This is a genomic window from Tengunoibacter tsumagoiensis (genome assembly GCF_003967535.1).
Lineage (GTDB): Bacteria > Chloroflexota > Ktedonobacteria > Ktedonobacterales > Ktedonobacteraceae > Tengunoibacter > Tengunoibacter tsumagoiensis.
On record NZ_BIFR01000001.1, the window covers coordinates 1694760 to 1721210 of the forward strand.

The window sequence follows — 26451 nt, forward strand, 5'->3', positions numbered from 1 at the left end:
TTCTATTCTATCTATTCAGCTTCTCAGACAATGCCTGTCTCTCACTCTGTAAGGATAAAGAATGCCAGAACAAGATTACCTTCGAGAAAAAGATGCTCCGCTGCGCCAGGATATCCGTATCCTTGCCACTGCTCTTGGGCGAGCGATCCAGCGCGATGGCAACTCCAGTGTTTTTGAAATGGTTGAGCTTTTGCGCCGAGCTTGTAAGCGCTTGCGTGATTGTACTGATCAGGTAATACAGGCCAATCCGGAGGAGCTTCAGCTGTTGCAGCTTGAAATCGTGGAGCTTTCGCACAAAATTGAAGAGACTGTCGAGCGCTGTGAGCTCGGTACTGCGATTGATGTGATTCGAGCTTTTACAGTCTATTTTCATCTTGTCAATACAGCCGAACAATATCAACGCATTCGCCGCCGCCGTATCTCAGAGGAGCAGGCTACCAGGCCGCAGCATGGTTCGCTGGCAGCACTCATTGAATTTTTTAAGCAGAACCATGTTGCTCCCGAGCAGCTACAAGAGCTCTTACAGCAGATGTCGATTGATCTCGTTTTTACGGCTCACCCCACCGAGGCTACGCGAAGAAGTCTCATTACGAAGTCCCGGCGCGTTGCCGAGCTCCTGGAGCAACATGATGAACAACTTTCTGGACGCGAGCAGCAGAAGTGGCAGCGCCAGCTTGATGCAACGGTAGATCTGCTCTGGCGCACTGATGCGATTCGCCATGTACGACCTCAGCCCATCGATGAAGTAAAGATGGGGATCTATTATCTGGATGAGGTGTTGTTTGAAGCGCTGCCTGAGCTCTACGCCGAATTTGAGGAGCTCTTGCACGAGGACTATCCAGGCGTTCAGGTTCCTCCATTATTGCGCATCGGATCATGGATTGGTGGCGATCAGGATGGCAACCCTTTTGTTGGCCCAACCACAATGCTGGATGCCCTGAATCTTCAGCATAGCCATCTTCTGCGCCATTATCGTTTTGCAATTCGATCGCTGGCCGAAGAGTTTTCGCAATCAAGCGTCCATACACATGTCTCGTCAGATCTCCAGCAGTCTCTGGCCTACGATATGTCCTGCCTGCCTGCATATACGCAGGAGCTTGGTCCGCAGTTAAAGTTGGAGCCCTATCGCGCAAAGCTGTCCTTTATGTGGAAGCGCCTGTTGAATACGATTGTGATCGATGATGCGCCTCATGGGCCAGGTTGGATTGCTGCGCCTCGTCCAACTGAGGAAGAGCTCAGTGGGAAACATAACAATTACCGTAATGCACAGGAGCTCCTGGCGGATCTGCATCTCATCCATGAGAGCCTGCTGGCCGATGGAGAGTATGATCTGGCTCAGGGAGTACTCATTAAGATTATTCGTCAAGTGGAAGTCTTTGGTTTTCATTTTGCTGCGCTGGATGTACGTCAACATAGTGAGCGGCATGCGGCTGCCCTGGATGATCTTCTGCGAGCGTCGGGCTGGCGTGCAGAAGGCTATCGTTCTCTAGAAGAAGAAGAGAAGATCGCTGTTTTAGAGCAGTTGTTGCGCGATCCTCGTCTCTTAATTCGTTCTGACCTTGCTGTAAGCGCTGAGACGCGACATATCGTTGAGACGTTCCGCACGATCAGGCTGGCTCGTGAAAGTTTTGGTGAGCGTGCCATTACCTGTTATATCATCAGTATGACGCATACATTGAGCGATCTGCTGGAGGTTCAGTTTTTCTGTAAAGAGGTTGGCCTGACCAATCTTCCCATTGTCCCACTTTTTGAAACAGTCAAGGACCTGAATGATTGCACTGAGATCCTGGCTACTGCCTTTACTCATCCTGATTATAAGCAGTATTTAGATACCTGCCAGAGACAGCAGCAGGTGATGCTGGGGTATTCGGACAGCAGCAAAGACGGAGGCATTCTGACTTCCAGTTGGGAGCTCTATCAGACGCAGCGCCGTTTAGCTGTATTGGGGAAAGAGTATGCTGTGGGGATTACGGTCTTCCATGGCCGTGGTGGTGCAATTGGTCGTGGTGGTGGTCCGATCTATGAAGCAATTCTTGGGCAGCCACCTGAAAGCGTCAATGGGCGTATTCGCATTACCGAACAGGGTGAGATGCTCTCTTTCAAATATGGTCTGCATGAGATCGCTCTACGCAATATGGAGCTGGTGGTTGCAGGCGTTGCTCAGGCCAGTGTCTCCGATGAAAAGATTCTGGAGACGCAGGTTCACCCCCGTCCCACACCTGAGTGGGAGCAGATTATGAGCCAGCTCTCTCAGCATGCCTATCGGCGTTATCGTCAACTGATCTATGAAGACCCGACATTCATCAAATTTTTTGAGCAGGCGACGCCCATTTTAGAGTTAGGGTGGCTCAATATTGGCTCACGGCCTGCGCGTCGTTCGGCGAGTAAAGCGATTGAGGATCTGCGAGCTATCCCCTGGGTCTTCTCGTGGATGCAGAGCAGAATCGTTCTCCCCAGTTGGTACGGTGTTGGTAGCGCTCTGGAGGACTATATTCTGGCCGATCCTGCACATCTTACGACCCTTCAGCAGATGTATCGTCAATGGCCTTTCTTACGTGCCTTTCTGGATAATTTGCAGATGACACTGGCTAAGGCAGATATGCAGATTGCTCAATATTATACGCAGCTTGTTGAAGATGCTGAACTGCGCGAGCGCATCTGGACTCTGATTCATGATGAGTATGAGCGTACGCAAAAGATGGTCATTCTGATTCTGCAAGAGCGCGATCTGCTTGATAACGCTCCGGTGCTGCAAGAATCGATTCGACGCCGTAATCCCTATGTTGATCCGTTGAGCTATTTCCAGGTGAGTCTGCTACGCCGTCTGCGAGCACTGGGTGGCCCTCTCACCCTTGACCCTGAGCAAGAAGAACAGGCAAGCGCAGAAGAGCGTGAACGAGCCCGACTTACATATGCTGTCCTGTTGACGATCAATGGCATTGCAGCAGGCGTGCGCAATACAGGCTAATGCGCTAGCATTGTTGTTGCCGTCAGAGTATCTCAGGAGTATCCATTAACGAAAAAGAAATGAGCGGTGGTTGCCAACAAGGCAAGACTACCGCTCATTTCTTTGTATTCTGCTTTATATTCTCTGGGCGTCCCTCGGAAGTGGGAGACCAGTTTCAGCGTTCAAAATGCCCGGCGTTGGGGAGGCTAGGCTGCGTGCTTCTTCTCAGAGATGTCGTGAAAAAATTTTGGCAAGAGGATAGCGTGTGAAGACAGAGCTACAATCCAAAGGCCGATAGTAATTACATTTCCATATTTACGTGCAAAAGAATCAGCATTCTGCTGTTTATTGATGCTCATTAATTCTTTATCCTCTCAACTCAACCTTACGCCTTGACTGGTAGTGTGATAGTAACACTATCTATTCACTATGATAATCTTAACGTAGGGAAGGTTACATATTCAATGATTGAGGCTCACACTTTTGAGAGCTGATTGGATCACAGGATCGTCCTCATTTCTTAGATGCTGGTATAAAAAATAACTATTTTCTTTCTTTTTCCCATCCAGAACCCTAAAATGAGCGGCAGTCTGCTGCGTACTATGGTAGGATGGAACTATTGCTCTCATGCCATTTTGAGCAAAATGAGTGAGAGTTTCTAAAAAATAGTTTTTATATATTTATAGTATTCTGGCGTTTCTGTGTGTCGGGTTCTATCTTTGGGGGAATTCGCAGCATGATGAGCACCCTTGTTTTGCGGCGGGCAAGCAGGTTATTGTTGCTTGCTCTTCTGTCTTCCTGGTGTTTTGGTAGCTTCTCCACTCCTGTGCAGGCCTCTCCTTCCAGTCTTTCATCATCTGTTAATGAGGCTCTGGTGCAGGCGACAAAAGCTTCAGGCGTGCCAATTGAACTATTGAAAGCTCTGGCCTATCTTGAGGGGCAGTTTAGTAATCATCATGGCCAGCCCAGCGTTGATGGCGGCTATGGTAGTATGCATCTCATAAAAAATAAACATGGTGATACGTTGGATGAAGCTGCCCAGGACCTGGGGGTTGTGGTTGATCGCTTGAAGAAAGATCTCCCAACGAATATCCGTGGTGGTGCAGCTGTTCTGCATGACGAGGCTCTTCAACTTTCCCCTACTCACACCCTTCCCTCCACACTGGCTGATTGGTATGGAGTTGTAGCTGAATATAGTCACTCTGGAACGCGTACAGCTGCGCTTCAGTATGCCGATGCTCTGTACGGGGTGCTTGAGACAGGTTTTCGTGTCGAAACTGAGAGTGGGGAAGTCGTGGTGCTGGCTCCGCAGCATGTGACTCCCAACACAGGCACAGCCATGACTATTCATGCTGTAACAACAGGCACCTTGCCAGCAGGTTGTAAGCGCGATGCTGCGGTCGATTATTCTGATGCAATTGACTGTATTCTTAATCCTGCAATCTTTGACTGTACGCCTGCGGCGGCTGTCTATCCTGGTTGCACCTATGAGAGCTCTAATCGCCCTCACGATCTGCCAGTGCGTTATGTTGCGATTCATGATACTGAGGGGAGTCTTCAAGAGACCTTACAAGTGTTTCAGAATCGTTATAGTGGGGTGAGCATTCATTATGTAATAGATACCGATGGCACCGTCTATGAGCTCCTTCATGATAAGGATGTTGGTTATCATGTAGGCAATTACTGGTACAATCAGCGTTCAATTGGTATTGAGCATATCGGATATGATGCCACTGGTTTTCTCTGGTATAACGCTGCGCAATATCTGAGCTCAGCTAAATTGACCGCCTATCTGTTGAAAAAATACCAGATACCTCTGGATCATGAGCATATTGTGGGACATGGGACCGTTCCCTCGCCTCATCAGACGACAAATCATGTCGATCCAGGCCCATACTGGCTCTGGACGTATTACTTTGAGCTGATTCATCGGCGGGGCGTCGAGTATCCAACTGGACATGCCGCTGAACATGTGATCACGTTAAAACCACATTCTGACGAGAGACCCCTGGGTGGGAATGGAAGTGAGACACCTGATAACTTTGCATTTTTTTTCCTGCATACTGGACCCAGTACGGCCACTCCGCTGATCCCTCAGCTTGAACCAGGTGACATTACCGATGAGACCAGCACTATCGAGACCAATATGAGTTACTATTATCTGGCCAGATGTAAAGATCCAGCCGGTACTGGTGATACGATGTATGCTATCTGGTATGGCGAGTCGGATCAGTTCCCAGCGAGCTTGCAGCAGACAGCACATCTTGCCTGGCTTGCTGTTCCGCCAGGGGCTGCAACTGCAGGGTTGGGAGTACCTGTGGCGCTGGTGAACTTTACTGGCGCAGGTCAGGGAACAATCTCGGTCTATGGTCGGCCTCTGAGTGGCAGTGATGTGATTGGAACTGCGACCACTGGAGCGATCTTTGTTTCGGGCCAGACCTCTGTTGAAGATGGGACAACGAATCTCTGGTATGAGATTAACTACAACCATCGCCAGGCCTGGGTTCCTGCCAGCTCGATTATTGTCATGCCTGACTGATGAGAAGAGGGGGGCGCAATAACATTCTATGCGCCCCCCCTTAATAGTGAACGAACTAGCGTCTAGCGTCCAGGAAGCGCCGTTCTTGTTGGTGTGGCACCTGGAGTGCCGACTGCGCCAATAGTAATATCTGTGTCATCGATGGCACTGACATTGATGACCGAACCACCATTATTGCTAAAGGTAACCGTAACCGTATCGCCGGGTTGTACCAGGGGCAGTTTGGGCGAGAGATTCAGGTTAGCGGTAAAGATCGTCCCCTGATCATCTAATTTCAGGTAGTAGACTGTGTTGCTTCCCTGTGTTATAGAAGAGATACGCTGAACCTTACCAGTGACAGTCTGGGGGCCTTTCGTGCTCCCACTGATATTGCCACCATTGTCAGTATTTCCCGGCTGTAAGAGCCACTGTTGGTAATCCGCTAAAGCCGCCGAGAGCGAGGATTCAAATTGGACATTGCCACCATTGAGCTCGCGAGCATTGACTAATCCAACGGCTTGAAAAATGTCGCCACTACTCGTGGTCTGAACGTAGATCGCTACCCAGGTTGGCGTATTATAGATCTGGTAGAGCTGAACCGAAGCAACTTTATAGTTGCGAATATTGGCGCGCGTGGATTGAAACGTACTCTGTACATTATCCCCAATACCCAGTCCAGCCGTCTTTGCATAAAACGTTGCCTGATTCTTATGGGTATCAAAGAGGAAGATACCAGTACTGGAATTGTCGTTGGCAGAGGCTGAGGTCATGGGCAAGAGCCAGACTGGTTGATCGGCGTTATTGTAGAGTAGCTCAGGGCTTCCAGATGGCGATTGTTGGCCTGCGCCGGAAGGATTAAACCAGGGAGCATTGGAGTAGAGTCCCCACCACTGGAGATATTGTGAGACCGTCTCAGATGGCATCACACGATCAACCCAGGCAGGCACATTCTGAGGAGCATATTTTTTGATCTCACCTGTATTCGCATTGACCAGAAGCACCTCACTGAGCGTGTTGCCGGTATATCCTCGTGATGGTTGCATCAGCGAAATGGTCCAATAAGGATGAAGGCTATCATCCAACTCCAACGTAGGATCGACTAGATTGCCATAGGTATAGCCACTCAGGTAGACATACCGCAGGAGATCCTGATTAAAGATCGCCCCCGGCAGATACTTGATAGCCGCCTGAGGTTCAGTGTGAAGCTGTGGAGGCTGCTGAGGGTCTTCTGCATCCACCATCACAAAGCCCGGGGTGGTTGGATGCGATAGGTTGACAAAAAAATTGTTATAGCTTAATTGAGCCACATAATAGAGATGATGATTGATAGACTGCAAAGAATAGCTGGCGGGATCAATATTATAAGCGGAACCAAGATTCTGGCCCGTTGAGCCCAGCACCTGCTGCCCTTTATAGGATGCAACACTCTCACTTACCAGCACAATATGATTGGGATCAGTCTGAGGGAGTGAAGCAGTCGTTTCTGTTCTTACGTTAGGGATAGCGGCCAGAGCTTTGGCATTAACATCAAACCAGGTGGTAAAGATCGTGATGAACACTGTGGCTACAACCCCCAACAGTGCTACCATCAGAAGCCCAAACAGTCCAGCTGCAATGCCTCGACGTGAACCAGTCGCAGAGAGAGACCGCCTGGCGTTTGAGAGCGTCCCAATCCCAGTCGCCAGTGCATTGACGCCTGTCACTCCAGAGGTAAAGAGATTCACGATACTACTAATAAACAGAGGCCAGGCAACCCATTGCCAGCCCCAGAAGGGTCCAGTTAACGCTGGCAGACCAAAGTAGAGGATAGCCAGACAGAACACGTAGTTAAAAATGAAGTAGGCTAAAAACCATGAGCCAAATTTACGGGAATCAAAGCGATCCTGTCGCCCAAAGCTCAGGCGACCAATACTGAGAATCGCCATCACAATCAGAGCGCCAATAAGAGCCAGCAGGAAGATAATCATACAGAGAATGCTCCTCTAACGTTCGCATATCTGGGTATATTGCACAGCAATAACATTCTGTTATAATAAAATATAACATATAGCTATTTGTTTTGTCAAGAAAAATGCAGGTGAGCGAGCAGATTCTGATAAAAAATTTAGATCTGCTTCGTCTCATTGTAGAGTTTTACCAGGATAAGCATTCGCGAGAGGATGGTTGTAGGAAAATGCTATACGATGGAAGTGGAGAGTGTGCATGACTCACATTCTATTTGTGCCTTTTTTCGTTGACTTTCCTTACTCTTGCTGGTATCATTGATCGAAGTAAGAAGAAAATACTAGACCCGTGTTGATCGAAAATAGTATGTGAGTCACGGCCAACAGCGATCCGAAGCAGAGTGGAAGTTCGGAAGGGCTAGTGCTTATCAGAACGCATTCGTGAGCGGCTGACCGAAGAAAGTTTCTCTCTCTTTTCTAGATTCTCCTAGAATAGGGGGTGGGGACAAGTAGGACAGGTGGGTGGTTCCCACGTACGATTATAACCAGGAAAAAGTGGTCACTATTTCCAGGACACAGAGTGGTGGACAGCGCACATAATAGTGACAATCGGGGTGGCACCACGGGTGTAGCCGCGCATGAGCAGACGTTTCTGCTTCCAGCTCGCTATTCTCGTCCCTTCAACATTGATTGGAGGGGGCGAGATTTTTTTATGCCTCGCGCCTTCCAAAATTCCCAGTCTTTTGTTTGTTCTTTCTCGTACTGTCGGACACGCTCCAGTTGAGATAGCGAAAGCGACAAGGAACAAAAATAGTCAGGAAGAAGAGGTGCAGTGAGATGCAACAGATTCAATTGTCCAAAATTCCCTCCGTTGTCCGCAGTTTTGATCTTCCCTCCAGCGTTGAGGTCAGCCATCAGATGCTCCTTGAGGAAGGGGCGGTAATTGTGGTTGAGGTTCTCTCCGATACCGGTAAAAACAATCTGTTTGAGTATACCAGTGGTCGAATTGGCTTTCTGGTAGAGGGGGATATTATCCCCGCAGTGCTGGGAAAACGCCGGGCCCTACGCGAATATAGCGGCGATATCCCTTCCCATCTGGCCGTAGGCGATATTCTTTACTATCTCTGTGAGAGCGGCGTTGTCGGTCATATTAAAGGTCTGAACGAAGAATGGGGCCGCCCGCTTCAGGTGCGCGTTCTGGGAGCTCTGATACAGGATGGTAAGCAGCTCAATATTAAAGAGAAGTCGATTGCCCGCAAGCAGCAACTTCCTCAGAGTGCACCGATTATTGGTGTAGTGGGCACTTGCATGAATATTGGCAAGACGACCGCTATCTGCAAGCTCATCAAGCATTTCAAAGCGCAGGGCCTGAACGTTGCTGGCGTCAAGCTATCGGGTGTTGCCTCAACCCAGGATCTAGACAAGATTCAAGATGCCGGCGCTTATCCTGTGCGTGGCTTTATGGATGGAGGTCTGCCCTCAACCTGTAATGATGCGACCGAAGTCGTAGAGGTCGCTTTGGGCGTCCTGCATGAAGTCAATCAGAGTCAGCCTGATCTGATCATTGCCGAATTTGGCGATGGCATCCTCGGCGAATATCATGTGGATAAGATTATTAAATCAAAAGAGATTCAGCAGCATATCTGCGCCTTTATTGTGGGTGCGGGCGACCTGGTTGGAGCCTGGGGAGCAACCCAGATTATGCAACAGTATGGCGTTGAGGTCACCGTGATTACCGGTCCTGCGGTCAACAATGATACTGGCGTTCTCTATGTTGAGCAGCATATGCATGTTCCTGCTGAGAGCAATCAGCATGCGATGCCAAAGACGATCCATTTGATTGAGAAGAACTTAGCCGCCCTCAAACAAACTCAGCCTGAGCCATCTGAGTCAGTTGCCTAGCCAATCAGGAGTGAATCAATGGTGCAATTGCAGGCGCTATCACAGCGCAATTTCCTGAATACGGCTGATCTGACTCTGCAAGAGATTCAACAGTTGATCGAACTGGCCCTGAAGTTAAAGCAGGGCCAGAGCCAGGCCAGTCTGGCTGGCAAGACACTGGCAACCCTCTTCTTTAATCCTTCGGTGCGTACGCGTGTCTCGTTTGCCACCGCTATGTTTAAGCTGGGCGGTCAGGCACTGGATATCAGTAGCGAGGGGGCCTGGGCCTTTGAGTATCGCGATAATATTGTGATGAACGGAGCGACCATTGAGCACGTGAAAGAGGTCGCTCCGGTCCTCTCACGCTATTGTGATGGAATCGCAATCCGTTGCAGTGAGCTAGTCACGAAGTCAGCCGAGAGCGCAAAGGTTGGAGCCTGGGAGACAGCTAAGCAGGATATCGTTCTTAAGAGCTTTGCGAAATATGCCACGGTGCCCGTGATTAATATGGAATCCAACGTCTATCATCCCTGTCAGGGACTGGGCGATGCGGTCACAATAAAAGAGAAGCTGGGTCAGACCCAGGGCAAGAAGTATGTGTTGAGCTGGGCCTATCATCCCAAAGCACTGCCCATGGCGACCCCCAATTCTCAGATGCTGGCGGCCTGTGATCTCGGGATGGACGTCGTGGTGGCCCATCCAGAGGGATGGGAGCTTGATCCAGAGATCCTGGCCGTTGCTCAACGACGGGCGGAACAGAGTGGTGGTCGTTTCTCGATCTCTCATGATCAAGATGAAGCTCTCGAGGGAGCGCAGATCGTCTGCGCTAAAAGTTGGGGGGCGTTAAAATATTATGGGCAATGGGAGAAAGAGAAAGAACTGCGCGTTCAACATCAGGATTGGATTATCGATGAGTCCAAACTTCAGTTGACTGATCAGGCGCATGTTATGCATTGCCTCCCCGTGAGACGAAATGTAGAGATCAGTGAAGGCGTACTGGATGGTCCACAGTCGATCGTTATCGATGAGGCGGAGAACCGCATGTGGGCGCAGATGGCATTGCTTGCAACATTACTGTAAAAGTGTGTTCAACTGGAAAAAGGGGGGAAGGTATGACAACTCCAATAATCTCTCTCACTGATCATTCTCACCATTCGGTCACTCATGGTCGCCTTGTGCTAGAGGATGGGAGTGTGTTCGAGGGACGTTCGTTTGGGTATGAGCAGGCTCAGGCTGGTGAGGTAGTGTTTAGCACAGGCATGGTTGGCTATCCTGAGACCCTGACCGATGCCTCGTTTGCCGGACAGCTACTGATCTTAACGTATCCGTTAACTGGCAATTATGGGGTCCCACTACCAGAGTTTTGGGAACATAATCGTATTCACATTTCCGGCCTGATTGTCTCCAACTATATTGATACGCCTTCTCATGCACAGAGCACTATGACCTTAAGTGCCTGGTTGAAGCAAGAAAAGATTCCAGCCCTGGAGATTAAAGATACACGCCTGTTGACCCAGCATATTCGCGACTCAGGTGCTTTGCTGGGCAAGATCGTTTTTGAGTCGGATATCCCATTCTATGATCCAAATGAAGAGAATCAGATTGCTCATGTCTCGACCACGAGCGTATTGAAATTGGGGACAGGTCGAAAAAAGTTGGCATTGCTTGATTGTGGAGCGAAGCAGAATATCCTTCGATGTCTCTTAAAGCGCGATGTTGAGCTGACCGTCCTACCCTGGGATTATCCGCTCTTTGAGTCAGGAAACGAGTGGTCTTTTGATGGCCTGTTGATCTCTAATGGGCCTGGCAATCCAAAGTTTGCCACTCCAACCATCAAGACGATTCAGACCGCGCTTGAGAATACTATTCCCACCTTTGGCATCTGTATGGGCAATCAATTGTTGACCCTGGCGGCTGGTGGCGATACCTATAAAATGAAATTTGGGCATCGCAGTCAGAATCAGCCCTGCCAGATGGTAGGAACCCAGCGCTGTTTTATTACAACCCAGAATCATGGTTTTGCCGTTGGTGAGGTGCCAGAGGGCTTTACCCCCTGGTTTGTTAACGCCAATGATGGAACTAATGAGGGGATTATCCATTCGTCCAGGCCGTTTATGTCCGTTCAATTTCATCCTGAAGCGGCTCCAGGACCGACCGATACGGAATGGGTCTTTGACTACTTCCTGGAAAAATTGGAGACATCGAAATGACACAGCCACGGAAAGTCTTGCTCCTGGGCTCAGGAGCTCTGAAGATTGGGCAGGCTGGAGAGTTTGACTACTCTGGATCGCAGGCGTTAAAAGCTTTGAAAGAGGAGGGTGTTCAGACGGTTCTGATCAATCCCAATATTGCAACGATTCAGACCTCACAACTCCTGGCGGATCGCGTCTATTTTCTGCCTGTGACCCCCTACTTTGTCGAGCAAGTGATTGAGCGCGAGCAGCCCGATGGTCTTCTGTTAGCATTTGGTGGTCAGACGGCTCTGAATTGTGGCATTGAACTGCATGAACAGGGGATTCTGGCGAAGCATCACGTCCAGATCCTTGGCACACCTATCTCGGCGATTCTGCTGACAGAAGATCGTCAGAAGTTTGCGGAGCATCTGCATGCCATAGCCATTCCAACGCCGCGTAGCCAGAGCGCAACAACGCTGTCCGATGCGCTTCAGATTGGGCTTGGTATTGGCTTTCCAGTGATGATTCGGGCTGGTTTTGCGCTTGGTGGTCAGGGTTCAGGAATTGCCCATAACGAGCAAGAGCTTCGCCAGATTGTGAATAATGCCCTTTCGTTTGCTCCCCAGGTTTTAATTGAGCAGTATCTTCATCATTATAAAGAGATTGAATACGAAGTTGTACGAGATCGTTATGATAACTGCATCACTGTCTGTAATATGGAGAATATGGACCCTTTAGGAATCCATACGGGTGAATCAATCGTGGTTGCTCCCAGCCAGACGTTGAGCAATGAAGAGTATCATCTCTTGCGCAGTGCGGCGATTGCCATTGTGCGGAGCCTGGGGATTGTTGGTGAATGTAATGTTCAATATGCGCTGAATCCTCTCTCCCAGGAATATTATGTGATTGAAGTGAATGCGCGGCTCTCGCGCAGCTCAGCACTTGCAAGTAAGGTTACCGGGTATCCATTGGCGTATGTAGCTGCCAAAATTGCCCTGGGCTATGGTCTCCCAGAGATTGCCAATAAAGTCACAGGTGTGACACAGGCATGCTTTGAGCCGAGCCTGGACTATCTGGCCGTGAAGATTCCACGCTGGGATCTGGCTAAATTTAAAGGGGTCGAAGAGACTATCGGCACTGGCATGAAGTCAGTGGGTGAAGTGATGGGGATTGGGCGCACCTTTGAAGAAGCCTATCAAAAAGCCATTCGTATGCTTGAGCAGAGTTGTGAGGGGGCTGTAGCACCAGATGACTATTTCTCCTCAGAGTCCGAGGCGTACCACTATCTCACCACCCCTACTCCTAAGCGTCCTTTTGCCATTGCCCATGCTCTGCAAAAGGGCACATCGATTGAAGAGATCTATCATCTGACTGGCATCAATCCCTGGTTTCTCTCACGTATTCAGACCATTCTATCCGTCGAGCGTGAGCTAAAAAGTGCTCAGACGCTCACGGAAGAACTTCTCTGGCAGAGCAAACAGCTAGGTGTCTCTGATAGCAGAATTGCCGCCCTGACCAATCAGAGCGAGCAGGCTATTAGAGCACAGCGAAAGGCCCTGGGCGTAGTGCCTGCCATTCTCCAGATCGACACGCTTAGCGCGGAATTCCCTTCGGAGACCAACTACCTCTATGTGACCTACAATGCGCAGCACAATGATCTGCAACCAACCAATCAGGCTGGTGTCATCGTGTTGGGATCAGGGCCCTATCATATTGGCTCATCGGTAGAGTTTGACTGGACCAGCGTCAGCACAGTTGAGGCGCTCAAGCGGTGGCAGAAGCGAGCCATTATTATTAATAGCAATCCGGAGACCGTCTCAACCGACTATGATGTTTCGGATCGGCTCTATTTTGAGGAGCTATCGTTTGAGCGGATTGCCGATATCTATGATTTTGAGCAGCCCCAGGGAGTGATCGTCTCGGTTGGTGGGCAGACGCCGAATAATCGGGCGCGGGCCTTAGAGGAGTATGGTTGTCTGCTGCTGGGAACGAAGGCTAAAGATATCGATCGGGCCGAGAACCGCAGCCTCTTCTCTGCCTTGCTTGATACATTGGGTATTCAGCAGCCAGAATGGAACTCGTTTACTTCTCAGCAAGAGCTCAGTGAATTTGCTGAGCGGGTTGGTTATCCAGTGCTGGTGAGGCCCTCGTATGTCTTATCGGGAAGCGCCATGAAAGTCTGTGATACCCGGGACGAGCTGTTGCTCTATACCCGGCAGGCCGCAGCTCTCTCACCGGAGCATCCAGTCACCGTCTCGAAGTTCTTTGAATATGCGCGTGAGGTTGAATTTGATGCCATCGCGCAGCATGGTCAGATCAAAGCCTTTGTCATCTCGGAACATATTGAGAATGCCGGCGTACATTCAGGCGATGCCACCATTGTCTTACCTCCGCAGAGCATCTCGCAGGCCATTCAGCAGCGGATCGTTCAGACCGGTCGTCAACTTGCCGAGCAGCTCAATATAACGGGGCCGGTGAATATTCAGTTCCTGGTCAAAGACGAGCAGGTCTACGTCATCGAGATGAATCTGCGTGCCTCGCGGACCTTTCCCTTTATCTCTAAGGGAACGGGAGTGAATCTGATGGAGCTATTTGTTGAGGTTCTTTATACAGAAGAACTGCTCGAACTTCACGTGCGGCAGGGGGAATTCATTGCGATCAAGGCACCTCAGTTCTCCTATGCTCGCCTGCCTCAGGCAGATCCCATGCCAGGTGTGGAGATGGGTTCAACGGGTGAAGTAGCTTGCTTTGGAGCAGATCTAGAAGAGGCCTATCTCAAAGCGCAACTGGCCACAGGCGGACATATTCCTCAGAAAGGGATCTTCCTCAGTCTGAGTGGAGAGGATAAATTGAGCACTCTGGAAGGGAGCCTCCAGCACCTGCAAGCATTGAAGCTGCCTCTCTATGCGACTGACGAGACAGCTACGTTCTTACAGAGGCATGGTCTGGAAGTCGTCCCCGTTCTGTTTGGAGAAGAGCGTGAGGGAGAGCGAACGGTGCAGCAGATCTTCCGTGAGCACCTGTGTGATCTGGCAATCGTGATTGTCAGTGGCAAGATGCAGCGCGATCTGGATCAGAATTATCAACTGCGCCGACTGGCAATTGATAGCAATGTTCCTTTAATCATGAAAGTGAAGCAGATGCGACTCTTTCTGAGCGCCCTTGCCCACAAGAGCCTTTCAACATTGCCAATTCTTGCGTGGGATGAGTACATGCCCACACAGGAAGGACGTGGAGACAGTGAAGCTCAGGATGTGCAGGCATTGTCGGTAAGCGTGTAGGCATCCTATTATGGAAGCATGGAAGCATAATCGTATATTCAGAGTGTAGTCAAAGCAAGCATACTCAGAGCCCCTGCACCAGATGGTGCGGGGGCTCTGAGTATGCCTGTGAAGAACACACTTATGCTTTGAGCATCTCGCAATAGGCATCATAGGTCTGACGGGCGATCTGAGTCTGAGTATAATTCTCAATCACTCGCTGGCGACCTTTGCGAGCCAGTTCAGCGGCGAGCTCTGGATCATCCATTAGTTTCTTAATGGCAACACTCAATTGTTGAGCATTCCCTTCAGGAAAGATCAGGCCTGCATCCCCAATCACATAGGGAATCTCGCCGCTATTGGAGCCAATAACGGGCGTCTCACACGACATACATTCGGCCAGAATGCGGCCAAATTGCTCAATCCAGTTGGGGCGACTGAGTGAGGGAAGAATATGGGCATCCAACTGCTGAATCTCGTTGACCACCTCATAGCTTGGCACATTCTCTTTAAAGGTCACGCGCTCAGTCACACCCAGGCGCTGAGCCTGTTCCTCAAGGATACTGCGCATCGGGCCATGCCCAACAAAGACCGCACGACAATTCGCTGGTAGCAGACTGAGAGCCTCAACGATCAGCGTCAGACCCTTCTCCTCTTTTAAGCGACCGATAAAGCCCACGGTAAACGGATCAGAAGGCTGTCGTAGAGGACGTGGGGTGGCGCGCTTATAGATCTCTGTATCAAAACCAAATTGAGGGATAACGCGGATAGGGCCCTGATAGCCCTTCTTTTTGAGCACATCGACGGCGTCCCGATTGCCCGCGAGAGCCATACTGGCATTGTGATAATTATAGAGCTCGAACTGGCGGAACGGAGGAGGATATTTACGGTAGAGATTCTGCCATGTAAAGAACAGAGCTTTGGCCTTAAGCTGTTTACTCAGGCGCATCGCCTGCCAGGTCGCGAGATTATAAGGCTCCTCATCGATATGAACGATCTCAGGCCGAACTTCACGCATAATCTTGCCCAATTCGGGATACGAGTGTAGATGAAAATTGCCATTACGCTTCATCGAAGTTTCAATCATCTGATAGCCTGTTGTATAGAGGCGTTCCAGCTTCTGTTGACTTCCATCATCGCTGAGCCAGTATGGGGGAGTGACAAGCGTCAGCTCAACACCTGGACATTTCGCAATCTCTTCCAATTTACGTTGTGAAGTACCAGCCACCAGGGCTTTTGAAAGCATCAAGACGCGCATCGTATAGTTTCCTTTTTGCTAGAACCTGTTCTTATGGTTTCCTTTTTGCCAGAACCTCTTCATAGACGGCCAGAGTCTCTTGAGCAGCCTTGCGCCAGCTAAACTGTCTGGCACGTGCCAGCGAACGTTCTTTCAGATCAGCAGCTAGCAGTGGATCAGTGAGCACACGTGCCATAGCTTCGGAAAGGGCCCGTGTATTCTCAGGATCAACCATTAAAGCAGCATCTCCCACCACTTCTGGTAGCGAAGTACGATTCGAACAGACCACAGGTGCGCCACAACTCATGGCCTCCAGAGGCGTCAGACCAAAGCCCTCATAGAGCGAAGGGAAGACAAAGAGGCTGGCACCACTATAGATAGCAGGCTTATCGGCATCCTCTACAAAACGATACATAATCTGGCCGCTCATACCGAGATCTGCCGCAACCGGTCGTGGATCAGGAAACAGGAGACCTTGTTGTTTGTCAGGATTGCCAGAGATCAGGAGTTGAAGCTGTGGATCGCCAATCTGAGCATGTAAGTGAGCGAAGGCGCGCACAAGCTGTGGAACATTTTTGCGCTGATCCAGGCCACCTAAATAAAAGATATAGCGTTCACCCAGGCCATAGCGAGCGCGGGCTGCGGCCAGTTGTTCTGCATCAGTGACTGGAGTATACTCGTCGCCAGCCGCCTCATAAATCACGCGAATGCGTTCAGGATTGATCGAGAGCGATTCTACCAGATCCTTTTTAGCATGTTCAGAGACAGTAATAATGCGGTCGATGCGGTGGGCGGCCTGTGCCACCAGACTCATATAGGTCTTAATCTTGCGATTGGGTCGATACGCCTCCAATCGCAGAGGGATAGCGTCATGAATTGTCGCCACCGTTGGAGTACGTGGAAGCAAGGGGGGAGCAAAATAAGGAACATGGTAGAGATCCACTTCCGCCTTGCGTGCCGCTGCGGGAGCAGTAAACTGTTCCCACACCACCTTCTCAACATTCTCATTCCGGCTCATCAGACCAGGCAACGAACTCACATAGTAGGGAAATGGCAGGGTCGTTGCCAGTGGAACTGGTCGCGAGCCCAGCAGCACATAGTCGTTCTGCTGATCAATCTGTCTGAACGCATCCAGGAGATGAAGCATATATTGGCCGCTACCATTGGTTGGAAATTGTAGAAATTGCGCGTTGATCCCAATTTTCACAGAAATGCCCCCTCGTTAGAAAAATCAGTCTGCCCCTGATAGAGCTGCTGATACGTTTTCAGCAGCCGTTCAGCGGACTTCTCCCAGGTATACTTCTGGACATGGGAATAGCCCTTCTGTTGCAGATCTGCGTGTAGTATTTCATCACCGAGGACCTGGAGCATAGATGACGCAATGGCATCAGTATCATAAGGATTGACCAGGAGAGCGGCATCCCCCACCACTTCAGGTAAAGAAGAGAGATTGGAGGTGATAACCGGTGCCCCACAGGCCATTGCCTCAAGAGGAGGAATCCCAAACCCCTCAAAGAAAGAAGGGAAGACAAAGAGATCAGCCATACTATACAGCGTTACCAGTTCAAGCTCACTCACACGGCCGAGAAAGCGCACCTTTTCTTCTAACTGGAGCTTTGCCACCAATTGGCGCGTCTCTTCATAGAGCCAGCCCTCTCCCCCGGCGATTGCCAGCATAGCAGGGCCATGTTTTTGTTTTTGAGCCTGATAGAAAGCATTGATCAGACCGACATGATTTTTGCGTGGTTCCTGGGTCCCAACAGCCAGCACGAGAGGCGACTGCAGACCAAACTTGTGTCGTGTAGCATTGAGAATCAAAGGATCAGTAATACGGCGAAACGTCCGTAGATTGACCCCATTGGGGATGACCACCAGCTTTTCCGGAGGAGTTTGAAAGTGTTTAATCAGCGTGCGCCCCACCTCATGAGAGACAGTGGTCACCACATCGGCCTGTGCTACGGCCTGTGGGACCACCTTACGTAGATAGGCAGCGAGAGACGGAACAGCATATTCAGGATGTTCTAAGAAGGCCAGATCATGGATCGTCACGACCTTGCGCACATGTTTGGGAAGAGGAGGAAGAGTAAAGTCGGGTCCATGATAGATATCTGTTGCCCCCGAGAAGAGCGTAGCAGGCAAAGGCGTGCGCCATCGATACCACAAAATATTGAGATAGCGGTCTGGAATCAACATGTTCCGGCTCCGTATATGCTCCCCCTGAGGAAAAGGACGATCCCCAGACGGGCGTCCACTGGCCAGAAGCGTATATTGATTTGTAGTATCCAGCGCCAGCGTAGCAGCAACCAGACTGCGTACATAGGCACCGATGCCTGCCCCCTGACGAATAGCTGCTGTGTAGTCAATCGCGATACGCATGAAAGTCCCTTTATGCTTCTTCTCTTCCAGGTTGATGTGCACTTCCTAACCAGCCAGTGAGCTGTTCGCCACCGAGGAGATGAAAGTGTAGATGGAAGACCGATTGAGTGGCATCGGGACCCGAATTGGTCACCAGGCGATAGCCATGTTCAAGACCGAGGTCGCGAGCAACCTGTTGAGCGGCGGTCAAGATCCACACCAGGATCTCACTATCTTCTGGCTTAAGATCAGCGAGAGAAGCCGAGAGATGCCGTTTAGGAATAAAAACGATGTGTTCTCTGGCCTGTTTGTTGATATCGCGAAAGGCCATCACCTCATCATCCTGATAGACGATAGTGCCAGGAATCTTGCCCGCTGCAATCTGGCAAAAGATACAATTGTCCATAAAAAAAATCCCTCTATAACGAGGTGAATTATCTATCAATTCACCTCGTTTGGCTAGTTATTGACGATGGAAGATGACTAATGTCTTACTTTAATCAGCCGTACGCGTCCTTTCTTCAAGGGTTGAAGGAACCAGAGTGCCCTGACTCTCTGTGGGAGATGCAGGAGACAACTGGCTTTCAGAGAAAGGAAGCGACTCCTGAGCAGGCTGCGAATGTGAGTCAGAGTGCTCTGCAGGTTTGAATTTTTTCACCATCTCTTCGCCATGGACGGTTGGGTCATTGTATTGAGGAAGATTCATTTCAGTGCGAATCGTCTTAATTGCTTGATAGACGGTTCCGGGCTTTAATTCAAGGGCATCAGCAAGCAATTTATGGACTCCTACAGGAGGGATTGGGAGATAAGGAAGATAGGTTGCCTTAATCCTGTCCAGTTCTTCGCTACTTCCTTTATATGTCTGAAGCTCCCACCAGCTAGGAATCTGTTCACGATCTCGCAGATCCTTAATAATTTTTTTGACGGCCTTTTTGGGAATGCCGACCTCTTGAGCGATCTGAGTACGGATACCATCGAACTCAGTTGGTTGAGCTAAGATTTGATACCGTTCCTCAACCTGATGGATCTGCTCTGGTGTGGGTACAAATGGAGGAGGAGGGAGTATTTTCTCGCGTTTGGGTTTGGGAGCAGGAGCTGGCCTTGGCCCCTTTGGTCTGGGTTTCCCTTTGAACCCCCCGCGAGCCCCCTCTTTCTGCCATGGTTTTGCAGGCCGTGGACCCTGTCCAGGAGTGCCCTGCATTGGTGGACGAGGCTGCTGGGGACGTTGTCCCAGATTGGGTGATAGGCGTGCATCACCAGTAATCTGGTAAGCTCCCGGACCCCGGCTGGGCCCTCGAGCCGCAGGTGGTGCAACTTGTGGTCCGCGCATACCATCGTTTTGAGAGTCTCTCCGCTGCTCCCGTGCCCGAGGTGGTGTCGAGACTTTTGGTCGAGGTGGTGGCTCTGGCTCAGCGATCTTCACATCATTTAGTTGATCTAACCAGGAATTCGTGCCACCCTGTTGGGTAGCCTTAGGCCTGGGCGCAGCAGCAGGCTTCGGTTGAACAGGGCTTGCTACTGGAGCAGGTCGAGTAGCAACCGGTGGCGTATTCTTTGCCGCTTGTTTTTCTTTTCTGGCTTTCTGCGTACAATCGGGACAAGTGACTTCTTTAGCATTTGCCGACTGAAACCACTTGCCGCAGGTAACGCAGCGCATCTTGATCTTACTCATGCGCGAACTCCCCTGTATCATCTATTCATCTGATCTATTATCAGCGTCGGAATGCGTTAATAGTATATCAGGTTGTACCACGTCTGTCACCAAATTTAGTGGAGGATGAGCAGCGAATTTGGAGAAAGGTGAGAAATGGACATGTCCATTCATCGCAGATGTGGAGGGGATTTGCAGGCTTTATTGGCTGTGGTTATAATAAAGAAAAGGCTCTTTAAATAATAATATGTCATCTTCCATTTAAAATATATAGATGTGCGATTTGACGGACTGGTTAATATATAAGAGGTAGTAAGTTTTTCCATCGAGTCATCTAGGAGAAACAATCCTACGTATTAAATTGCCTGTAACTCATTCTGCGTTATACGTTTTGAAAGGGACATATTGGTATGCTTAACGAAGATTTGACGACTCAGAGCTTCAACCGTCGCGGGTTTTTGAAGGCTTCTGTAGCTGGTATGGCCAGTGTTGCTGCGACGGTAGCCACAGCTTCTCTGGTTGGCGCTGCTCCTGCTGATCTGTTTTCCTCAACTTCTGGTAGTATTGCGCCGGTAAAACGTTATTATAATACTTCTACCGGAAAGCACTTTTTCACGCTCAATCCATCACGGTTTGGGAATCTGCTCGATGGCTATTCGCTAGAAGATTCGTCGGCCTTCTATGTATTGACTTCATCCTCTGTGCCTGAGTCCGCCTTCAATACACCTTTTACTTCTTCAAGCAAGAAGAAGAAAAAGAAGACCAAGTATACGGCTGAGCAGTTCTATTGTTTCACCAATGCACCTTATGGTGATCCATTCAATGCCCCTGATCGCTCGAAGGTAGATTACCTGTTTACGACCAATGATAGCGCGGAGGGTGCCAATTATGGTCGTTTCTCACAGAACGATCTTGGATTTGTCTTTGATATCGAGTACCATCCTCCATACACAGTGCCGTTGTTCCGCTTCTACAATGGCACGATTGGCGAGCACTTCTATACCGCTTCCTATAGCGAGTATCAGAATATCAGAGCTTATCTGCCTTCCTACACCTATGAAGGCGTAGCTGCCTATGTGTATAGTGCAAACTTCTAGGTTCCTGATAAGCTAAGTTTGCCATAACTTTGTCGAGGCCATCTTTAGCCAATCTCTTCTTTTCTGATGCCGTTCTCTGTGAGAGAATGTTCTTGGGATGGAGGATTGGCATAGAGATGGCCCCTCAGTATGCAGTGCCAGGCCCTTATACTAGAATGCGGGCCTGTCTTCTGCAAAGAAGCGATCGACATCGCGTATGTTTGATGTACGGCGGGCTGGTGGCATGGCATCCAGCACCTGACGTCCATAACCTTTGGTATGGAGGCGTGTATCTAAAATGGCCATGACTCCACGATCCTCGCGCGTTCTGAGCAGGCGTCCAATACCTTGTTTCAGGCGGAGCACGGCCTGGGGAAGGACATAGGTTCCGAACCAGTTCTCGCCTGCGGCCTTCATCTGCGCCACGCGGGCCTCATGGACGGGATCATCGGGCGGATCAAAGGGCAGTTTATCAATGACCACGAGGGAAAGAGCATCGCCAGCGATATCCACGCCCTCCCAGAAGCTTTTTAATCCAAACAGCACCGCCCCCTCTTCCTGACGGAAGCGCTTTGTCAGCTCCAGGCGGGTCATATCGCCCTGTTTGAGGAGTGGGTAGGGGAGATGGGGAGACATAAGCTCATAGGCTCGATCCATCATACGCTTGCTGGAGAAGAGCAAGAAGGCTCGTCCACGTGAGATCTTGACCAGTTTGTACATCTCGCGAGCGATATCTAGCATATAGTCATCGGCTCCCTCGCCGAATGTGGGTGGCGGAAGGTGCCGTGGCAGGTAGAGCAACGAGTTCTGTTCATAGTCAAAGGCCAGTGGAAGGATATGTTCCAGCACGTCTGGTCGCTCTTGTGGGTCCAGTCCGATCCGTTTGCGGAAATAGGCAAAGTTTGGACCTTTCTCATGCGGCTTGACGGGATTGGGTCCAATGGTTGCCAGGGTTGCAGAGGTGCTGATGACGTTGCACTTATCAAACAGTTTCTCTTTGAGCCAGGAGGTCACATCCAGGGGGGCTGCCGATGCCTGCAAGACAAAACCTTTGGACGCTGAACCTTCGATTCGTTCTATATAGTAGACAAATTTATCTGGCGCTGATACAGAGAAGATGGTACGGATATTCTCAGCCAGATTCTGTGTCCGTTTGAGCAGCTTATCGTAGAGTGGAGCCTCTTTCTCGTCCAGGGTTTTGGGGCGTTGCTTGCGCAGCGAATCCGCCAGATCGGAGATCACGGTCGCCAGGCGCAACCCCTCTTCCATGGGAGCCTCTAGATTGGCGCGACCTTTGAAGCCAAAGTTTGTGATCTGCTCTAAGCGCGACCACATAAGCATAGCTGTACGCATGGTCTCGTCTTGCAGATGGAGAAGAGTGTGATCCTTCAGCATACGTTGCGCCAGGAGCGTCTGAATCTGTGCAGGTGCCACACTGATCGTAAACGATCGCGTAGCCTCTTCCTCCAGATGATGGGCCTCATCGAGGACGATAAGATCTCGTTCGGGAAGCAAGAAACCGCCCAGGGCCGCATCCAGCAAGAGCAGCGTATGATTGACTACAATGACCTGTGCTCGCTCGGCTCGCTCTCGCATCTTATGGACATAGCAATCTTCAAAATAAGCGCATTTATTCCAGGCGCACTGATCGCTATCAGTAGCAACGCGGCTGCGAATATCATTGGGAAGCTGAAAGCCCAGCGTCTCAAAATCACCATTAAATTTGGAGTCTGGATCGAGCGTCATTTCAAGCAAGCGATTGAAATCGCGATTCTTCGTAAAAAACTGCATCCCTGTCCGTTCGGACTCTACGCGATCCAGACAGACGTAGTTATTGACTCCCTTGACCAGAGCGGCCTCGAATGGTTTGATATAGCGCTGGACGAAAGGAATATCCTTATAGAAGAGCTGTTCTTGCAGCGCCTTATTGGCGGTACTGACAATCGCAACCTCGCCTGAGCGCACGATAGGTACCAGATAGGCCAGCGATTTGCCTGTGCCTGTACCGGCTTCGATAATCGCTGGCGTGCTTTCGGTAATGGCTCGTGAGATAAGCGAGGCCATCTCCACCTGAGCGGGCCGCTCTTCATAGCCAGGCAGGCTTTCCGACAGAACACCACCCTGGCGTAGATCGGAGACGACCTTAGACAGAAGTCGCGACTCCCCAAACCCATCGCGCATAGATTCTGGAAAGAGCCTATCGTCATCATCATCTTCTAAGAGCGTTCTTCGTTTGCGTGGCTCCTTCACCTTCTCTACCGGCTCATCGGGAATAGGTGTTTGCTCCACATAGTTAGCTTCAGACTCATGGACAAGAGTGCTCAGACGTGGAGTATTGGGAAGGGCTTTCAGGGAAGGAATTGTAGCTTTTTCTCCTCTGTCCGGTATGACCAGGCGAGGTGGAGCAGTATTGAGGGGCTCGGGCTCTGCTGGAGCCTCTGGAGTTTCTGGAGCCTCTGATACTTTCGGGAGCACGCGTTTAGCTGGACGGGCTGCTGGCTGAGGAGTTTTGAACGCAAAGCCCATCAGAGCGCTCAGGTAGTGATCAGAGAAAGCTTGAATATGTGGAAAGCGCTGTTCAGGTTCGAGCGCTAGAGCCTGGAGCAAGACTTTTTCTACAGCAGGGGAGACAGCAGGATTCAAACTTGTTGGTGGCGTAATCTTTTGGCCCAGTTGAGCCTGCAACAGACCAGCACGTTCACTGGCCGAATAAGGGCGTCGTCCGCAGAGCCATTCATAGACCATCACAGCCAGCGCATATTGATCGCTAGCGGCACTGACCTCACCCTCCAATTGTTCAGGAGCCATATAAGGAAGAGCCAGATCAACCTCATCAAGGACAGGAGAAAAGCCTGGAGGCGTCAGCGCAAACTCAGCAAGCAATGTTGTGTTGCGCTCTCCAACGAGCAGATTGCCAGGATGAAGATTCCCATGAAAAATATTGCGTGCATGAGCATAATGGAGAGCCCCGGCAATAGGAGAGAGAATCTGTTTCACCTGATCAGGGGCAAGCTGTTCGCCAGCGGGAAACTGCTCACCCAGACTCCTCCAATCCACGTAGTCCATCACCAGATACGCAAAATCGCTAATAAAATTGGCATCAAGAATATTGACAATCATGCGATCCTTCAACTTCTTGAGCTGATGAGCGCGAGCCAAAAAAGCCTCTTTGCTCTCATTTGTTGGGAGTGGAAGAGAAAGTTTTTTTAGAATAATCTTTTTTTTGCGCTGAGTCCCAATAAAAAATGTGCTGGTAGAACTCGCCCGCAGCAGATCCGTCACCAGATACTGTCCAATCTGCTGCTGCCCTACATCTGGCATGTGCCTCTCCCTTAAACCTAAAAAGTGGTGATTACGAGCCTCAAGAAATAAAAGATGCACGTTCTCTATTTGAACAGGTGTTTTCTTTGTATGAGCAGTATAACACAGCGGGATGTCAGGGACAAACCCGGTTGTCCCTCTGCTCGTAACTTTTCCTCTTTTTGGCGCTGCTTTTCGATGCAAGAACCTTTTCAGCCGCCAGAGGACCGACCAGGAACGGGAAGCGCGATGAGACCCTGCAAACGTTCTTGACAGTAAGCTTGCTTGTATGGGATAGTTATAGCTGAGTTTTGTCTTTATTTCTGATTGTGCAGGTGATATGGCTAAAATCAAGTGATCTGGCAAGCAAAATAAATAGAACCAATTGCCCCCACTCAAAGTCGGGATAGGTATCCTATTTTCAGTGAGAGAAGTCATCATCAAGTGAGGATAGACGATTATGGAACGCACCAGAGTACTGATCAGAAACTCTTTTATACTCTTTTTTTTGATACTAACTATAGCTTCCATCATATTCAATGTAGTGTTATATACAACACTCATCTTGTCATTAATAGATCTTCCTCTTTTAATTATAGGAGATGTTTTGAAAGAAAGAACTCAAAAAAGTAGTGAAAAAATTTGGTATCAGCGTTATCCGATAACAGTATATATGACTTATTTCATGATTATACCTTTAATAATTTCTTTGAGTTCGGTAAGTAGCTCTTCTTCAGATACGCATTATTTGTATCTAAAAATAATATTGTATATTCTTTGCATTTTTTCTATTTTTAAATCCTTTATATTCATCACAGCAAGTACCATTGATTTGTTTTTTTTAAAGAAACAGAAAGATGAGATGGACTCACATTCCATAAGGTAAGTGATAGACAAACCAGCGTTGGCCTCAGCACCAGGAGCCTGTACGATCTTTCATCGGGAGCACTGCATAAAAGATTGCCAGTTCCTTCTTATACGAATCCATTTAACGAGACCTTTGAGGAGTTTGATACTGATGCTTTTTAGGAGAATGAAAGAAGATACAAAGTCCTTTTGACAAAGATAGCTAGCAAGTGAAATTGAGAAATCATCTCAAAGAAGGAGTAAGAGCCACTTTTCCGGATTGGAAGTATGAACCCGGTGATGATACCGGTTTTAGGATCGACATATGGAATATCGACGGTCTTGTTCCGGACCTTGAAATCCTTCATATTGAGCAAGAGCCTGGCTTTACGAAAGTGATGGTCCGTCTCCTACGAAAAGATGTCCAATGCCGGTCGGATATCAGTATTATTGTTGGTCACATGATGAGCCTCATTCAGGAATCATTCTTACTGCTTATCGATATGTCTAGCAAGACTACATTTCAATATTGGTTTTTGACAGGTGGAGGGACTCATGGGCATGAAGGCGTTTTCATTTTCGATGAAGTTGACATGCCTCATTTCGACTAAGAGATAATCAGATGATATCGAACGGGTAGCTCTCCACTAAAATAGTGTTGGCGAAATCAAAAACCGAGCTCGATAGGAAAGAAAGCTTCCTTGAAGATGGCTCATCAACCGGTCACTGTATGGACGACGCGATGTAATCGAACTGCGGTGACTATGAACTGGTGCTTTACGGCTGAAGAGGTATCTGCATGTAAGAATACATTTCACCAAGTGAATTTTTATTCAGAGGAACAGCACAAAAATGCTGTTCCTCTGAATAAAATAGGCTGTGTTGTTGAATATATAATAGAATTTTGAGAAAAAGAGCGAAATACTTAGCAGAAAAGGATCTAACGAAGTGATGAAAAAAGCAGAATGGAAAAAGATTGAAAGATATGTTTACCCCATTTTTAATATCTTTACTTTAATTAGCGTTTTCATGAGTTTAAAGCATTTTCAGTATTATCCTGTCTTTGCATTTCCTTTTTTGGGATTACTTATTACAACTATTATCTTCGCACTATTTTCTAGGGATATCATTTTTAATGAAAAAATGGATCACCATATTCTTTTATTTCTTTGTTTGCTCCACAGTATAGTGGATATAGTAGGACTGATTTTTTACTTTTGGCATTAATTACCGCTATTCTATAGTAATTTCCTATAATGGTAC

Annotated in this window: 15 protein-coding genes; 8 read left to right on the forward strand and 7 right to left on the reverse strand. The window is 49.1% G+C overall.

Going from position 1 to position 26451, the window contains the following annotated elements:
• The first annotated feature begins 61 nt into the window (after window positions 1-61).
• Window positions 62-2968, forward strand: coding sequence for a phosphoenolpyruvate carboxylase (ppc, locus tag EL628_RS06610; RefSeq protein ID WP_126579180.1), 2907 nt, complete (start codon window positions 62-64; stop codon window positions 2966-2968).
• 715 nt (window positions 2969-3683) lie between these two features.
• Window positions 3684-5486 carry an N-acetylmuramoyl-L-alanine amidase gene (locus EL628_RS06615; protein ID WP_245994009.1) on the forward strand — a complete coding sequence of 601 codons (1803 nt, stop codon included), beginning with the start codon at window positions 3684-3686 and terminating at the stop codon, window positions 5484-5486.
• 62 nt (window positions 5487-5548) lie between these two features.
• Here the strand turns inward: EL628_RS06615 and EL628_RS06620 are convergent, their stop codons facing one another.
• Complete coding sequence (locus EL628_RS06620; RefSeq protein ID WP_126579181.1) at window positions 5549-7432, reverse strand: TOBE domain-containing protein; 1884 nt, start codon at window positions 7430-7432, stop codon at window positions 5549-5551.
• Between the two features lie 813 nt (window positions 7433-8245).
• On the opposite strand from EL628_RS06620, the gene EL628_RS06625 reads away from it, so the two are divergent.
• From EL628_RS06625 to carB, 4 genes are read left to right on the forward strand one after another with little or no spacing between them, the layout of a single operon-like run.
• Window positions 8246-9310, forward strand: coding sequence for a P-loop NTPase family protein (locus tag EL628_RS06625; RefSeq protein WP_126579182.1), 1065 nt, complete (start codon window positions 8246-8248; stop codon window positions 9308-9310).
• 18 nt (window positions 9311-9328) lie between these two features.
• Complete coding sequence (locus EL628_RS06630; protein WP_126579183.1) at window positions 9329-10369, forward strand: N-acetylornithine carbamoyltransferase; 1041 nt, start codon at window positions 9329-9331, stop codon at window positions 10367-10369.
• A 32-nt stretch (window positions 10370-10401) separates the two neighbouring features.
• Complete coding sequence (gene carA / locus EL628_RS06635; protein ID WP_126579184.1) at window positions 10402-11499, forward strand: glutamine-hydrolyzing carbamoyl-phosphate synthase small subunit; 1098 nt, start codon at window positions 10402-10404, stop codon at window positions 11497-11499.
• A complete protein-coding gene (gene carB / locus EL628_RS06640; RefSeq protein ID WP_126579185.1) occupies window positions 11496-14744 on the forward strand; it encodes a carbamoyl-phosphate synthase (glutamine-hydrolyzing) large subunit in 3249 nt (1082 codons plus the stop codon). The genes carA and carB overlap by 4 nt, the downstream gene beginning before the upstream one ends.
• Window positions 14745-14865: 121 nt before the next feature.
• On the opposite strand, the gene EL628_RS06645 is transcribed toward carB, so the two are convergent.
• The 5 genes from EL628_RS06645 to EL628_RS06665 all read right to left on the reverse strand — a co-directional run bounded on the left by EL628_RS06645 (window position 14866) and on the right by EL628_RS06665 (window position 19987).
• Window positions 14866-15981: a glycosyltransferase family 4 protein gene (locus tag EL628_RS06645; protein WP_126579186.1), complete on the reverse strand. Its 1116-nt coding sequence runs from the start codon at window positions 15979-15981 to the stop codon at window positions 14866-14868.
• A 31-nt stretch (window positions 15982-16012) separates the two neighbouring features.
• Window positions 16013-17167: a glycosyltransferase family 4 protein gene (locus EL628_RS06650; protein ID WP_126579187.1), complete on the reverse strand. Its 1155-nt coding sequence runs from the start codon at window positions 17165-17167 to the stop codon at window positions 16013-16015.
• Entirely contained in the window at window positions 17164-18336 is a 1173-nt protein-coding gene (locus EL628_RS06655) for a glycosyltransferase family 4 protein (RefSeq protein ID WP_126579188.1), read from the reverse strand. Before EL628_RS06655 ends, EL628_RS06650 begins: the two co-directional genes overlap by 4 nt.
• Before the next feature lie 10 nt (window positions 18337-18346).
• Window positions 18347-18721 (reverse strand): histidine triad nucleotide-binding protein, encoded by a 375-nt coding sequence (locus tag EL628_RS06660; RefSeq protein WP_126579189.1) that lies wholly within the window; start codon window positions 18719-18721, stop codon window positions 18347-18349.
• 90 nt (window positions 18722-18811) lie between these two features.
• Window positions 18812-19987, reverse strand: coding sequence for a hypothetical protein (locus EL628_RS06665; protein ID WP_126579190.1), 1176 nt, complete (start codon window positions 19985-19987; stop codon window positions 18812-18814).
• Between the two features lie 389 nt (window positions 19988-20376).
• Between EL628_RS06665 and EL628_RS06670 the strand changes: the two genes are divergently transcribed.
• The gene (locus EL628_RS06670; protein WP_126579191.1) at window positions 20377-21063 is read left to right on the forward strand and encodes a hypothetical protein; all 687 of its coding nucleotides are present in this window, start codon (window positions 20377-20379) and stop codon (window positions 21061-21063) included.
• A 150-nt stretch (window positions 21064-21213) separates the two neighbouring features.
• Here EL628_RS06670 and EL628_RS06675 read toward each other — a convergent pair whose 3' ends face one another.
• Complete coding sequence (locus EL628_RS06675) at window positions 21214-24363, reverse strand: helicase C-terminal domain-containing protein (protein ID WP_161975311.1); 3150 nt, start codon at window positions 24361-24363, stop codon at window positions 21214-21216.
• A 1055-nt stretch (window positions 24364-25418) separates the two neighbouring features.
• Between EL628_RS06675 and EL628_RS06680 the strand changes: the two genes are divergently transcribed.
• Entirely contained in the window at window positions 25419-25799 is a 381-nt protein-coding gene (locus tag EL628_RS06680; RefSeq protein ID WP_126579193.1) for a hypothetical protein, read from the forward strand.
• Window positions 25800-26451 lie beyond the last annotated feature (652 nt).

Excerpts from the sequence above, each read along its gene's own strand:
- ppc (WP_126579180.1), top strand. The coding sequence starts at position 62 with ATGCCAGAACAAGATTACCTTCGAGAAAAAGATGCTCCGCTGCGCCAG.
- EL628_RS06615 (WP_245994009.1), top strand. The coding sequence starts at position 3,684 with ATGATGAGCACCCTTGTTTTGCGGCGGGCAAGCAGGTTATTGTTGCTT.
- EL628_RS06620 (WP_126579181.1), bottom strand. The coding sequence starts at position 7,432 with ATGATTATCTTCCTGCTGGCTCTTATTGGCGCTCTGATTGTGATGGCG.
- EL628_RS06625 (WP_126579182.1), top strand. The coding sequence starts at position 8,246 with ATGCAACAGATTCAATTGTCCAAAATTCCCTCCGTTGTCCGCAGTTTT.
- EL628_RS06630 (WP_126579183.1), top strand. The coding sequence starts at position 9,329 with ATGGTGCAATTGCAGGCGCTATCACAGCGCAATTTCCTGAATACGGCT.
- carA (WP_126579184.1), top strand. The coding sequence starts at position 10,402 with ATGACAACTCCAATAATCTCTCTCACTGATCATTCTCACCATTCGGTC.
- carB (WP_126579185.1), top strand. The coding sequence starts at position 11,496 with ATGACACAGCCACGGAAAGTCTTGCTCCTGGGCTCAGGAGCTCTGAAG.
- EL628_RS06645 (WP_126579186.1), bottom strand. The coding sequence starts at position 15,981 with ATGCGCGTCTTGATGCTTTCAAAAGCCCTGGTGGCTGGTACTTCACAA.
- EL628_RS06655 (WP_126579188.1), bottom strand. The coding sequence starts at position 18,336 with ATGCGTATCGCGATTGACTACACAGCAGCTATTCGTCAGGGGGCAGGC.
- EL628_RS06660 (WP_126579189.1), bottom strand. The coding sequence starts at position 18,721 with ATGGACAATTGTATCTTTTGCCAGATTGCAGCGGGCAAGATTCCTGGC.
- EL628_RS06665 (WP_126579190.1), bottom strand. The coding sequence starts at position 19,987 with ATGAGTAAGATCAAGATGCGCTGCGTTACCTGCGGCAAGTGGTTTCAG.
- EL628_RS06670 (WP_126579191.1), top strand. The coding sequence starts at position 20,377 with ATGCTTAACGAAGATTTGACGACTCAGAGCTTCAACCGTCGCGGGTTT.
- EL628_RS06675 (WP_161975311.1), bottom strand. The coding sequence starts at position 24,363 with ATGCCAGATGTAGGGCAGCAGCAGATTGGACAGTATCTGGTGACGGAT.